Annotated in this window: 14 protein-coding genes and 1 pseudogene; 6 read left to right on the top strand and 9 right to left on the bottom strand. The window is 65.2% G+C overall.

Features of this window, described 5'->3' with window-relative positions; all coding sequences use genetic code 11:
- Positions 1-105: 105 nt before the first annotated feature.
- The 8 genes and pseudogenes from M0209_RS02070 to M0209_RS02035 all read right to left on the bottom strand — a co-directional run bounded on the left by M0209_RS02070 (position 106) and on the right by M0209_RS02035 (position 6,583).
- Positions 106-555 (bottom strand): hypothetical protein, encoded by a 450-nt coding sequence (locus M0209_RS02070; protein ID WP_258886571.1) that lies wholly within the window; start codon positions 553-555, stop codon positions 106-108.
- A gap of 1 nt (position 556) precedes the next feature.
- Positions 557-1,003, bottom strand: coding sequence for a hypothetical protein (locus M0209_RS02065; RefSeq protein ID WP_258886570.1), 447 nt, complete (start codon positions 1,001-1,003; stop codon positions 557-559).
- A gap of 8 nt (positions 1,004-1,011) precedes the next feature.
- On the bottom strand, positions 1,012-2,097 hold the full coding sequence (locus M0209_RS02060; protein ID WP_258889541.1) for a phage tail tip lysozyme: 1,086 nt from the start codon (positions 2,095-2,097) through the stop codon (positions 1,012-1,014).
- A 24-nt stretch (positions 2,098-2,121) separates the two neighbouring features.
- A pseudogene (locus tag M0209_RS02055) lies at positions 2,122-3,240 on the bottom strand (phage portal protein); the annotation flags it as partial.
- Between the two features lie 9 nt (positions 3,241-3,249).
- Complete coding sequence (locus tag M0209_RS02050; protein ID WP_258886569.1) at positions 3,250-4,566, bottom strand: DNA-packaging protein; 1,317 nt, start codon at positions 4,564-4,566, stop codon at positions 3,250-3,252.
- The gene (locus tag M0209_RS02045) at positions 4,559-4,987 is read right to left on the bottom strand and encodes a hypothetical protein (RefSeq protein WP_258886568.1); all 429 of its coding nucleotides are present in this window, start codon (positions 4,985-4,987) and stop codon (positions 4,559-4,561) included. The genes M0209_RS02050 and M0209_RS02045 overlap by 8 nt, the downstream gene beginning before the upstream one ends.
- Positions 4,988-5,254: 267 nt before the next feature.
- Positions 5,255-5,893 (bottom strand): glutathione S-transferase family protein, encoded by a 639-nt coding sequence (locus M0209_RS02040; RefSeq protein WP_258886567.1) that lies wholly within the window; start codon positions 5,891-5,893, stop codon positions 5,255-5,257.
- A 78-nt stretch (positions 5,894-5,971) separates the two neighbouring features.
- A complete protein-coding gene (locus tag M0209_RS02035) occupies positions 5,972-6,583 on the bottom strand; it encodes a LysE family translocator (protein ID WP_258886566.1) in 612 nt (203 codons plus the stop codon).
- Between the two features lie 157 nt (positions 6,584-6,740).
- Here M0209_RS02035 and M0209_RS02030 point away from each other — a divergent pair, with 157 nt between their 5' ends.
- The 4 genes from M0209_RS02030 to M0209_RS02015 all read left to right on the top strand — a co-directional run bounded on the left by M0209_RS02030 (position 6,741) and on the right by M0209_RS02015 (position 10,550).
- On the top strand, positions 6,741-7,280 hold the full coding sequence (locus M0209_RS02030) for a glycine zipper 2TM domain-containing protein (protein ID WP_258886565.1): 540 nt from the start codon (positions 6,741-6,743) through the stop codon (positions 7,278-7,280).
- Between the two features lie 258 nt (positions 7,281-7,538).
- Complete coding sequence (locus M0209_RS02025) at positions 7,539-9,086, top strand: tyrosinase family protein (RefSeq protein ID WP_258886564.1); 1,548 nt, start codon at positions 7,539-7,541, stop codon at positions 9,084-9,086.
- A gap of 28 nt (positions 9,087-9,114) precedes the next feature.
- On the top strand, positions 9,115-9,891 hold the full coding sequence (locus M0209_RS02020) for a DUF2182 domain-containing protein (protein WP_258886563.1): 777 nt from the start codon (positions 9,115-9,117) through the stop codon (positions 9,889-9,891).
- A gap of 14 nt (positions 9,892-9,905) precedes the next feature.
- Positions 9,906-10,550, top strand: coding sequence for a DJ-1/PfpI family protein (locus M0209_RS02015; RefSeq protein ID WP_258886562.1), 645 nt, complete (start codon positions 9,906-9,908; stop codon positions 10,548-10,550).
- A 4-nt stretch (positions 10,551-10,554) separates the two neighbouring features.
- Here M0209_RS02015 and M0209_RS02010 read toward each other — a convergent pair whose 3' ends face one another.
- Positions 10,555-11,631, bottom strand: a complete 1,077-nt coding sequence (locus tag M0209_RS02010) for a DUF2855 family protein (protein WP_258886561.1) — start codon at positions 11,629-11,631, stop codon at positions 10,555-10,557.
- A 227-nt stretch (positions 11,632-11,858) separates the two neighbouring features.
- Here M0209_RS02010 and pnuC point away from each other — a divergent pair, with 227 nt between their 5' ends.
- Together pnuC and M0209_RS02000 are read left to right on the top strand one after the other, a co-directional pair.
- A complete protein-coding gene (gene pnuC, locus M0209_RS02005) occupies positions 11,859-12,428 on the top strand; it encodes a nicotinamide riboside transporter PnuC (RefSeq protein ID WP_258886560.1) in 570 nt (189 codons plus the stop codon).
- Complete coding sequence (locus M0209_RS02000; RefSeq protein WP_258886559.1) at positions 12,425-12,961, top strand: ATP-binding protein; 537 nt, start codon at positions 12,425-12,427, stop codon at positions 12,959-12,961. The genes pnuC and M0209_RS02000 overlap by 4 nt, the downstream gene beginning before the upstream one ends.
- The last annotated feature ends 21 nt before the right edge of the window (positions 12,962-12,982 follow it).

The following is a 12,982-nucleotide window of genomic DNA, read 5'->3' as shown; positions in this document are numbered from 1 at the left end:
GGCGCGGAGAAGCGCAAGGGAGCGCACTTCTCTGCGTCTCTGCTTCTCCGCGCCTCCGCGTGAACCTGTCCAATGCCTGCGGCGCTAAACGCCGCTCAAAGCACTCTACTTCTCAAGAACAGTGTCATAACCGTCGATCACGGCGCGAGGCGGAAGCCGCCCGTCCTTGAAGTCGAGCGCCACCCACAATTTGCGGTCTTCGCCCTCGCACATCAGCACTGAAGGGCGAAAAACGCAGTTCCCATATTCTTGGACCATGTAACCGCCTACATACCGCTTCTGGTCGTCGAGCACGAGAATGCGACGTAACCCATGGTTCGTTGCGGGGGTGACGTGATCGTAAAAATAGAAACTGTACCAACGCCCGCTCAGCACGATTCGACCGATGCTGGTTATGCGTGTCCACGGTTCGAGCGAGTTGGAAATACCGTCACGCTTGAGGATGTAGAACAGCTCCTTTACCGTCACCCGCGCGAAGACCTCTGACGGCAGTGCGCACATGAGAAGAGCCGACGCCAGAATTCGGACCGATGAGCAGCGATCGATAGCACGCAATTCAGTCGTCCCCGCCCGGATTGTCGCATTCGAACTGGGTGCCGCCATCCCAGGTGTTGAACACCCAGTGGTAGCGCGGCACGACGGTAAAGCCTCCGGCCCGTTCGCCGTTCAGCGTTCCGTACCAATAGCCCCACTGGCCGAAGGCACCCGTCCCGTCCCGAACCACAAAGGTGATCTTCCGGCCATCCTTGCCACGCCATTGATAGACATTCGGATACCAGAGTCCGTTGATCTTTTTTTCGAAGCCGTGCCCCCCTACTGAAAAATAGGGTTGCGGCTCCTTATCATATACGGACTTTCCGTTGATCGTGCCGGAAAATTCGCAGTGATCATAGGAACCGTTTTTATCGTCAAAGACATATCTCGGCTGAATTTTTTTTGGCCCTGGCGAGCACTGGCACAGAACCAGAAGCAAAATAGACCACTTAACTCCCCGCTTTGCCATATTCCGCCTCATTTTCTCGTTGTCGGAAAAAATCCTTTCACCATGTTCCAATAGTCAAAGATCTCGGCGGCGATTTTTTGCCGTTCCGTAACTTGCCCACGTTTTCCCGGGCGCTCATAATCCTTTACAACGATTTTGACGGCATCGGCCAGCGTGACCGATCGTCGCAACTTGCTCCCCGCATTTTGATAGCTTCTGTCCGTTAGAGTCTTATCACTCGACAAGACGGGATCATGCAGTTCGTGATTCACAAATTCAAGCTGTTCGACATAGCTCGCATTGAAAATCGACCTGCCTTGATGAAGTAGGGCATATGTCGCTACCCTCGGATCGGTGGCTGTCCATTGTGCAATGCCGCGCCCTTTGCCACCGCCATCCTGCACCGTTCCCGGATCGAGAAAGCTCTCTTTCTTCAGGCTCGCGACGATCGCCACCGCCTGATGCGGCTGCCAACCCTTCCCGATGAAGAACGTCAATGCCTTCCGCTCGCGGTCGTTGTAAGAGTCGGCAACGGCGTCCTTGACGAGCGTAGCATAGGCCCGCGCCGCTGGCGTATCGCCGCTTCGCAGTTCTGCCTCGGTGACGGGCGGAAAGGCGCCGCCCTTGTCCAGACGTTTCTTGACCAGCTTTTCGATTTTCGTGGCGACCTGATCGCGAACCTCGGCGCTGGCCGGACGTTCGAGACGGCTCAACTGGCCATCCGGACCTGTGCCGACCCCGTAAATGAAGTGTCCGCTCGCTTGATCGCTCAAGACAGAGCGTTGCGCTATCGCGTGAAACCGCGCGGCGGCCTTGAAGTCGGGATCGGCAAGACGCTCGGCGGGTGACAGGCGCTTCCACCGCGCACTAGGTTTCTCACGCTTTGCCGATGCGGTCGTGCCTGCTCCGGCCGCGCGCGCAGGGGCGCTCGATGGCCGACGTGCGAGGCTTGCGGGCGGGTCATGATCGCCGCCGCCCGACCGGTTGCCCTGGTTCGCAAAGGTGAACCGCCCGTTCTCCAGATCATGCCACGGATTGAACTTGACCTCGACCGGCGCAATTTCCTCTGCTGCGGCGGGTTCCTCCTCCTTTGGCGCAGGCTCCGGCGCAGCCACCGGCTCTGGCACCTCGACCGGCCCTAACCCCACCGCCGCGCGCTTCTCATTGAGCGTCAGGAACCCCGCCGCCTCGACCTGCGCCCACAACCGTTCGCGGTCCTCGCTCAGCGCGCTCACCTTATCCGGATCGACCGCCAAGGTCAGCCCCGCGAAATGCGGTCGCAACCCCTGCGCCAGCGCCTCGAAAATCAGCCCCGCCATCGGCAACACCGACAGCCTCCAAAGGGCCTTGTTCGCCTCGCGGTAATTCGCATAGGTTGCGTCGCCCGGCAGGCCGAGCAGCATCGGCGGCACCCCGAACGCCAGCGCAATCTCGCGCGCCGCCGCCGCCTTCAGCCCCACGAAATCCATGTCGGCGGGCGACAGCGACAAGGATTGCCACTTGAGGCCCCCTTCGAGCAGCATCGGCCGCCCCGCATTGCCCGCGCCCGCAAAACTCGCGTCCAGCTCGGCCCGCAACCGCGCGAACTGCTCCGCCGCCAGCACCGCCCCTGGTTCGCCCGGGTCATAGACCAGCGCGCCAGAGGGCCGCGCCGCATTGTCGAGCAACGCCTTGTTCCACCGCGTCGCCGCATTGTGGATCGCAATCGCCCCCGCCGCCGCCCCCAGGCACCCGAGGCCATAATGATCGTCGAGCGGATGTGCGGTCTTCACATGCACCACCGCCGCGCGGCCCTGCGCGTCCTCCGCCGCCAGCCGCGTCACCGCCGTCCCTGCCTTGTAGAGAAACCGCGCCGGCCACCCCCGCGCATCGGCCTCGACCGTGACGCGTTCCGGGCGCAGCGCGAACAACTCGCGCGGGCGCCCGTCCGCATCGGCCAGCACCTGCACATAAGCATTGCCATGCAACAGCAAATGCATCGCCACCGTCTCGAGCAACGACTGCCCGCCCGATTTCGCCGCGACCAACGCCAGTGCCGCAGGGTCCGATGCCGCAACCGGCGCGCTCCCGACGCTCTCCGCCACCAGCCGCACCGCCCGCTGCGCCACCGGATTTCCGATATAGCCATCGCGCACCTGCGGCTCGTACGCACGCGGCCACTCGCCCAATGTGTTCGCCCCCGCCCAAGTCGAGAACCCACGCGAAAGCACCGGACGCGAACCCTCGCGCCCGGCCGATTTCCAGCCGAAGAATTTCATGTTCTGCTCCTAGAGCAACCGCACCTGCGGCCCCCGATAACGCCTGCCCAGCATCAATTCGCTCAACGCCCACACACACGCATCCGCCCGATCCGGCGAGCGGCCCGGCCCGTCATACCCGCCGCCAGAGATCAGCCCGCACAGCTCGTCCTCCAGATCGGGAAACGCACCGACATGGCGCACCTTCCCCGCCGCATAGAGCAGCGCCACCGGTTCTGCCCGCGCTGCCTTACCGCGCGAGGCGTGGACCAGCCGCACCGGCAATCCGCTGTCCGCCGCGCGCAGCACGCTCTCGACCATCTTGCCGCCGTTGTTCGCCTCTGCCACCACCCGGTCCGCACCATGTCGCGCCGCCGCCTGCGCCACCGCCCGCGCCCAGCCCTGCGGCGAGCGCCCCGCCACACTCGCATCGTCGATCACATAGCCGGTGCCGTCGCGGCCCAGCCCGCATACCACGATCCCGCACGCATCACCCCCGCTGCCGGACACAGTCCCCGCCGGAGGATCAACCCCGACGACCACCCGCACCAGTTCCGGCACTTCACGCACCCGGGCATCCTCGATCATATCGCGCGTCCATAACGCGCCCTCTACGTCGTCGATCAGCTCGCCATAAATCTCCTGCCGACCCAGACGGCTGGCACCATATTCTGCGGTCATCGCCGCGATATAGCTGGCCGCGTTGTGCCGGTTGTCGAGTGTACTCCCGTGGGTCACCGCAACGTCCGAGGCCACTGTCAGCCGCCGCAACAGGCCGATGGGCCGCGGGGTCGTCGTCACCATCACCTGCGGATGCCGGCCACGCCGCAACCCGAAGCGCAAATTCGCCCATGCCGCTTCGACCTGTGCCCATTTGGCGATCTCGTCGGCCCAGGCGAATTCATGCTCGGGACCCCGCAACCCTTCCGCATTCGCGCCCGAATAGACATAGGCGGTCGATCCATTGGCCCAGTTGAGCTGGCCGCGCGACGGTTCCCAAGTCGGCCGGTCGAGCCGAGGTCCGCACGACAGTAGCCCCGATGCACCCTCGACCATGACGCGCCGCGCCTCGTCCTCGGTCGGCCCGACAATCGCGATCCGCACACCGGGTTCGCGCGCCTTCCAGTGCACCCATTCGGCACCGGCGCGCGTCTTGCCGAACCCGCGCCCCGCCATCATCAGCCACACGTTCCAGTGCCATGGCGGCGGCAATTGATCGTCGCGCGCCCAGATGCACCAGCCGTCGGCTGCCATCGCCACCTTGCTGAGCCGCATATCCCTAAACCATTCGACCTGAAGCCGGTCATCGAGCCGGGCAATCCGCTCGATCAGCGCGGGGTCAGCCATCGTTCTTCAGCGTCGCCAGCCTCGCCCTCAGCTCGGTCCGCAATTCCTCGCCGTACATCGGCACCGGGAGTTTCGGCGGACCGCGCCGGGCAATGGTCTGCCGCGCCTTCAGCAAGCCCAGCGCAAGTGTTGTCGAGATCGTCGGGGCATCCTCGCCATCGGCCTGCTCGCCATAAGTGGCCCGACGCAGCAACAGTAGTTCGAGCCGGTTATAACCTTCGTCGATCGCTGCTTCCCATGCCTCGGCAAATTTCGCGTCGATGAGCTTCAGCTTATAGGGGCTGGTTTCCGGAACCCCGGCCAGTCTGGCGGCGGCGGCCACATTGGCGAGTTCGGCAAGCGCCGCCAGAAACGTTGCGCGCTTGTCGGCAGTCCACAGTTTGACAGTTGGAATGCCGACGGCGCGTTTAGGCTTGGCCACAGACTTCCGCTTTATCGGCATGTCGGTGCTCTCCAAAAATAAAAGGGCCGGTCAGCGCCCCTTCCGCTGGAAGGGAGCGCCCCGGCCCCGATTCGGTAATCCCAATATCTGTATTTCTAACCAAACAGCGTGACGCTGTCAAGTATTAAATGCCAAATAGGTTTTTTCTTTTCTTCGCCGAGCGCGAGCGAGGTGCTCGTTCGAGCGTAAGCGAGAACATTTTCAGCACGCTCGACATCTCGCTGGCGCTCGGCGAGGAGCAGCCCCTCAAAACCCCATCATCGCCTTGTCCGCCGCGATCAGCGTCGCAAAGCTCGGGCGCGCCAGGATCGCCGCCGTATAGGCCGCCGCACGCGGGTATTTGTCCGCATCCACCGTCAGTCCGGCATAGCTGCCGTTGACCAGCGGGCAGCACACCGCAATGTCGGCCAGCGACAGGCTGTCGCCGATCAGATAGGCCCCCGCCTCGGGCGCGATGCTTTCCAGATAGGCCAGCACCGGCGGCACCGCTTCGGCCTCAGCCTTGGCGGCCAGCGCCTCGTCGAACGGCATCTTCAGCCGCGGCGCGAGCGCACGGTTCCAGAAGATCGGCGCGAACGCCGCAAACATGATCGTGTCGGCATATTCGTCGAACCACACCGCCCGGCCCCGATCCTTCGGGTCGGCGGGGATCAACGGCGTCGCAGCATAGGCCGCGTCGACATAGTGCACGATCGCACTCGAATCGCACAATTTGTAATCGCCATCCTCGAACGCCGGAATTTTGCCGAACGGACTGATCGCCATGAATTCGTCGGACTTCGGGCCGAGGCCAGTCGGCCTGTTCTCGCACGCCAGCCCCTTCTCGGCGGCAAAGACCAGAACCTTGCGGACGAAGGGCGAAATGCTGCTGCCGTGGACGATCATGCAAAAATCCTCTCGCTGAATGCGGAAACCGCGATATCGCCCCGCGATGTAGGTTTCAACACGAAACTGGAATAGGCGTCATGCACCCAGATCGGCAAGCAGGAATGACGCTGCCACGCCGAGCATGACCAGCGCAAAGCCGCGTCGCACAGTTGCTGTCCGGCGCGGGTCGTTCAGCCAGCTATGCGCGCGGCTTCCCGCAAAGACGATCGCCAGATGGATGACTGTCGCGATGGTCACGCTGACCAGGCACAGCAGCAGCGCGCTTGACAAGGTCAGCTGTGCACCGCCCATAAATTGCGGCGCGACGACGATGAAGAAGATATAGGCCTTGGGGTTGAGCAGGTTGATCAGCGCACCGGTGGCAAAGGCGCGCCATGCCGAAGTGTCGGGCCCGGCCACCCTTGCCGCCTTCTCCGCGCCGCGCCACGCCTCGATCGCCAGCCACACCATCATCGCCGCGCCTGCAAGCCGCAGCCAGATCCACAGCTGCGGCGCGGCCTGCAGCAGTGCCGCCAGCCCGAGCGCCGCCAGCACGCCATTGGTCGACAAGCCGAGGGCCACGCCAACGACCGCCGCCAGCCCCCGCCGCCACCCTTCGGTCGCGGCAAGGCCGGCGAGCCATGCCATGTTCGGACCGGGCGTCAGCTCGATCAACAGCACGGCGAGGGCAAATCCGGCTATGTTCACGCCGTCGATCTCTCCTCGCGAAAACCGGGACGGCCGTGCGCGTAACGACCATGGCCGCAGATAGCACGGCCCGCGAAATCCCGCGCCAATTTCGTTCATGCAACGAACGGCGGCGTCCGCGCGTTCAGCGGCCACTCTCCCATACAAGGAATGTCCAATGCGCCGTATCGCCCTCCTCCTCGCCCTCGCCTCGACGACGGCAGGCCTCGCCGTCGCCGCCCCTGCCGTCGCACAAAGCCGCGCCGACGACGCCCGCTTTGCCGCCGCGCAGGACCGCATGGACCGCGAGCTCGCGCTGTTCCGCGCCGAATCGGACCGCTACCGCGCCGCACGCAACAACGGTCGCGGCTATCAGCAGCAGGGCTACAACAACGGCCAGTACAACAACGGCCAATATAACGATGAGCGCGTCGAGACCGGCTACGAGCCGTCGCGCTATTACCGCGACGATCCGCGTTATCAGGAGCGCGTGCTTGCGTCCGACGACCGCGTCTATCGTGGCAACGACGGCCGCTATTACTGCAAGCGCAGCGACGGCACGACCGGCCTGATCATCGGCGCGGCCGGTGGCGGCATCCTCGGCAACGTCATCGACGGCGGGCGTTCGCGCACGGTCGGCACGCTGATCGGCGCGGCGCTCGGCGGTCTGGCCGGACGTGCGGTGGAGCGCAATCAGGCGGAGGTGCGGTGCAGATGAGCCGCGCAAGAATTTAGCGAAGCTAAATTCGAGCGAACACGCGGCTCATCCGGCCGGCCTCTCTAAGGCGAGGACCGACGGCGACACGGCTTTGCCGGGTTGCGCCACCCTGACAAGAAACTGGCGGCGTGGGCATTCACCCACGCCGTCGCCATAACGCCCGCGCAAAACCGCTTGCCCGCAGCCCGAATCCGGCTATCCTAATTTTAAACAATAAGCGTCGCAGCCACCATCAACCCACAGCCCGGGGGAGCAGCGATGACCTTTACACGCCAGAATATCTATGGACTGGGTAGCACCTGGGCCCCGGCCGTCCTGTGGTACGCGCGCGGGGTCAAGGCGATGAAGGCGCGCGCCATTGCCGATCCCAACAGCTGGAGCTTCTACGGCGCGATCCACGGCATCTATCCGCCCTTGTGGACCAAATACGGCTATCTGTCGCCGACGATGCCCAAGCCCAAGCCCGCCGACGTCAAGCGGTACTGGGACCAGTGCCAGCACGGCAGCTGGTATTTCCTGCCGTGGCACCGCGGCTATCTGCTGGCGTTCGAGGCCAATGTCCGCGCCGAAATCGTCAAGCTCGGCGGCCCCGCAACCTGGGCGCTCCCCTACTGGAATTATTTTGCGCCGAACCAGTTCAAGCTGCCGCCCGCTTTTGCCACGCAAAGCTGGCCCGACGGCGCGACCGACAATCCGCTGTTCGTCAAACAGCGCTACGGCCCGAACAACAACGGCAATGTTTTCGTGCCGGTCAACATGGTTAATCTGAACGCGCTCGGCGATCCCGACTTCACCGGCGTGTCGAGCGGCAGTCCGGGGTTCGGCGGCCTCGACACGGGCTTTTCGCACGGCGGGCCGACGCATGGCGGCATCGAGACGCAGCCGCACGACTATGTCCATGGCCTGGTCGGCGGCGCCAATCCCGCTGCGCCGAACACCCAGCCCGGCCTCATGTCGGATCCCGACACCGCTGCGCTCGACCCGATCTTCTGGCTGCACCACGCCAATATCGACCGGTTGTGGGCGGCCTGGCGCAAGGCCGGACACACCGACCCGACCGACCCCGACTGGCTGAAGGGGCCGGGCAACACCGGTGGGCGCATCTTCTCGATGCCGATGCCCGGCGCGGTGGCGTGGGACTATACCCCGCAGCAGATGGTCAGCCTTGCCACGCTCGGCTATCAGTATGACAGCCTGACGCCCGCCGTCGCCCCCGTTTCGCCCGTGCAACCGATGGTCCGGCTCGAGGCATTGGGTGCAGGAACGGCGGCACTGGCCGGGGCCGGAGGACTGGACGATATGGCAAGCGGCAAGAACGTCGAACTGGTCGGGGCCAGCCCCAAGCCGGTGGCGATCGTCGGCAGCGATATTACCACTGCCGTCGCGCTCGATCCCGCCACCCGGCGCAAGGTCGCCGACAACCTTACCGAATCGGCGGCGCTGTCCGACGGGGCCTCGCTCGACCGCGTGTTCCTCAACCTCGAAAACGTGCGCGGTGCCGCCGATGCAACCGCATTCAGCGTCTATGTCGACCTGCCCGAGGGCACCGATCCCGCGCTCCATCCCGAGCGGCTGGCGGGCAGCATCGCGCTGTTCGGCGTGCGAAAGGCAAGTCTCGCCGACGACGAACATGGTGGCGCAGGGCTCAACTATTCGCTCGAAATCACCCAGATCGTCGATGCGCTGCATCTGGAGGACAAGCTCGACGTCGACACCCTCGGCATCCGCTTCGTGCCGACCAATCCGGTGTCGAAAAGCGCGAAGATCAGCATCGGGCGCATCAGCATCTATCGCCAGGGCCTTTGACCGCAGCGGCCGGGCAGAGGCAGCCGATGTGACCCCCGAGGCGCGCGAGCGACGGACCGTGCGGCAACCGCTGCTGGCGGCGAGCGCGCTGGCCTGGGCGCTGCTCGCGGCGGCAGCGAGCGGGCTGGCGCTCCCTGCCCTCTGTGCGGGCGTGGCGCTCGCGGCGCTCCCGGCTCCAGCCACGCCGACACCTGCGGCGATCGACCTAGCACTGGCGATGAACCCGCCGGCAACGCTCGCCATCGGCTGGGCGCTGATGCTGGCGGCAATGATGCTGCCGCTGCTTGCCGCCCCCATCCGACATGTCCGCGCACGCAGTCTGACGCGGCGGCGTGGGCGCGCGGTCGCGCTGTTCGTCGGCGGCTATGCGGCGGTGTGGATGGCAACGGGTACCGTGCTTTTGGCAAGCGCGCTGATGCTGCGGCTGGCTCTGCCGGGTTCGGCGCTGCCGCTCGCAGGCGCGCTGTTTGTCGCGGCGCTATGGCAAGTCTCGCCGCTCAAGCAGCGCTGCCTCAACCGCTGCCACTCGCTGCCCGGTCTGGCGGCGTTCGGCGCAGCGGCGGACCGCGACGCGCTGCGTTTCGGGGTGAGCCAAGGGGTCTGGTGCGTCGGCGCCTGCTGGGCGCTGATGCTTCTGCCGCTCCTTGTCGCGCAGGGGCATCTGTTCGCGATGGCCGCCGTCGCGCTGTGGCTGGCGGGCGAGCGGATCGACCGGCCGGTGCGTCCGGCATGGGCGCTGCGCTGGCCGGACAAGGCGCTGCGTCTTGTCCGCGCACGCGCCGCAATGCGGCTGCAGTTTCGTTAGGGGGGAGACGACGCATGAAACTCGGCATTCCGGTCTATCAGGGGGTCAACCTGCTCGACGTCGCCGGCCCGCTCGAAATGTTCTACTGGGTCGAATCTGCCCATGATCCGCTGGAGACCGTCGTCGTATCCGAAGACGGCGGGCCGGTCACCACGATCAACAACATCACTTTCAACGCGCAGGCGAGCTTTGCCGAGGTGCCCTCGCTCGATGTGCTGTGGGTGCCGGGCGGCGACCCCAAGGCGCTGGGCGACATGATGTCCGATCCAGCGTCGCCCTATCTCGCCTATCTGAAACAGATTGCGGCAAGCGCGACATGGGTCTGCTCGGTGTGCGAAGGCGCGCTGCTGGTCGCCCGCGCGGGCCTGCTCGATGGCCATGCCGCGACGACGCACTGGGCATTCGTGAAGTGCCTGCAGGAATTCCCCGCCATCCAGGTCGATACCACCAACGCGCGCTACATTGTGTCGCAGACGCCGGGCCAGAACCGCCTGACCGGCGGCGGCATCTCGTCGGGCCTCGACGAGGCGCTGAAGCTTATTTCGCTGCTCTACGACGACGCGACCGCGACCGGCGTTCAGGTCTCGACCCAGTATTTCCCTAAACCGCCGGTGATGGGGACTATCCCGGCAGCGCCCCCATGCATGGTCAGCTGGTAAGCCTTCAAGGCCGCACTACCACGCCGACATCCGGGCTTGCCCGCCCGTCGACCGCCGCCCGCCACGCCGGAATCGCATCGGCGAGCCCCGCTACGGCCTCGATCTTGACCAGCTTCGCCGCATCGCCTGCAAACGCACGCCAGCGGTCGGCGACCGCCGCGCCGAATCCCTTCGGCCCCAGCTCGGCAACCGTCGTCGCGACGTGATCGGGCGCGAAGAACAGTACCGGCTTCGGTCCCGCTATGTCACGCGCGCCGAAGCCGCCGCGGTTTGCCCAGTCGGTTGCCCCGACCAGACACGAGTATTTCAGGTCGTCGCCCACCGCCTCATGCAGCGCCGACAGGGTCGCCCCGTTCCCCGCAAAATCGACCGACACCGCGCTTCCCCCGCCGATCTCGGCCATCTCGTCATAACCGAGCACCTTGTCGTACAGCCCCGTCCGCTCGACGAAGCCGATGTTCCGCGCCGACGTCAGCCCGATCCGTTCGACCTGCGGCGACGAGGCCCGCGCAACATGCGCCAGCGCCATCGCGGTCTTCGACGACGCACTGGTGACGATCAGACGCTCCGCCCCATGCCACGCCTCGCGCCGGAACATCGCCTCGATCAGGAACGACGTCAGGAACAGCGGTTCGAAGACGCTCCGTACATCCTCGCCGCCCGCGACATGCCCCGGATCGGCATCGAGCCGCCGGTACTGGTTATAGACCGCCGCCCGCTTCTGCCGGTGCGCCGCGCCGTCGGTGAAACTGCCGCCGGTCACCGCGACCGGCTCGACCACCAGATGTGTCGCCATCGGCAGATAGCCATAGACCCTTTCGCCGACGGTCAATCCCGTGTCGCCCGCGTCGACGACCGTCGCATGTCCCCACACCGGCACGATTCCACGCCGTTCCCCGGCCGGGAAAAAATCCCAGTACCCGAAGGCCTCGCCGATCGCCGCATAGGTCACATTGTTGGATGTGACCGCAAACTGGTCGATTTTCAGCAGCGCCTGCCCCGCATCCAGCGGTGACAGCGCCAGCGCGTCGAGCGTCGCCTCGGCGAATGCAGTACGCGGCACGGTGATCTGTTGGGGCATGCGACTCTCCTTAGTCTTCTTCCCTCTCCCATAGGGAGAGGGCGACACGCGCGCCAGCGCGGCGGGGTGAGGGGATTTGGTTCTCCAACGGAAGCACCACGGCCCCTCACCAACTTCGACTAAGCCTCGCCAAGAGGCGAGACTAAGTCTCCATATCCTCTCCCCTAGGGAGAGGAAAGAAGTCACCCCCTATCCCCGCGCACACATTCCGCTATGCGCGTGCCGCCATGTCGCTCCTCGAAGCCATCGCCGCGCTGCTCGGCCTTGCCAACATCACGCTGATCGTGCGGCGCAGCCCGTGGAATTACCCGTTCGGCATCGCGATGGTCGTGCTCTACGCGCGGATTTTCTGGGACGCGCGCCTGTTCAGCGACGCCGGGTTGCAAGTGTTTTTCCTGATCGTGCAGCTGTACGGCTGGATCGCCTGGGTGCGCCACCGCGAAGGCGACGGGACGGTGGCCGTGCGCAAACTCGGCGTGGCGCAGCGCTGGATCTGGGTGGGCGTGTCGCTGCTGGTCGTCCTCGGCTGGGGGACGATCATGACGCGCTTCACCACGGCCAGCCTGCCCTATTGGGACGCATCCGTCGCGATGCTCAGCGTCATCGCCCAGCTGCTGATGACGTGGCGCTACCTGGAAAACTGGTGGTGGTGGATCGCGGTCAATCTGCTGTCGGTGGGGCTCTACGCGGCCAAGGGGCTGTGGCTCACCAGCGGGTTGTATACGGTCTTCCTCGTGCTCGCGGTGATCGGCTTGCTGCAATGGCGACGCCATTTGCGTGAGGCAGCCCAGCCATGAAGCGTATCTGCCTGCACGGACCCGAAAGCGTGGGAAAATCGCGCCTCGCCGCGCAACTCGCCGCACATTTCGGCACGAATTGGGTGCCCGAATACGGACGCACCTATTGCGAGGAGCACGGCACCGACCTCGACAGCGCGCAGTTGCTCGACATCGCGCAGGTGCAACAGGCGATGGCCGCCAAGGCCGAACGCGCCGCCGCGCCGCATGGCCGCGACCTGATCGTCCTCGATACCGATCCGCTGATGACGGCGGTGTGGTGCGACATGATGGGCTTACCGCGCGACCCGTGGTTCGCGGCATTCGACGACTTCGCCGATCTCTATCTGCTGTGCGACATAGATCTGCCCTGGGTCGATGACGGCACCCGCATTTACGGAGACGTGGCAACACGCGAACGCTTCTTCGCGGCATGTCGCGAAGAACTGGTTGCGCGTGGAGTCGACTGGGTTCTCGTCGGCGGGACGGGCGAGGCGCGGCTGGAGAATGCGTTGGCGGCGATCGGGAAGGCTGTTAAGCCATCGTTGGCTTAAGCCAACCTCTTCTTCGAGCGC

Source organism: Sphingomonas sp. SUN039 (assembly GCF_024758725.1).
Classification (GTDB): domain Bacteria; phylum Pseudomonadota; class Alphaproteobacteria; order Sphingomonadales; family Sphingomonadaceae; genus Sphingomonas_O.
The sequence above is the reverse complement of the archived record's forward strand: the minus strand, read 5'-3'. Positions and strand labels throughout refer to the sequence as shown.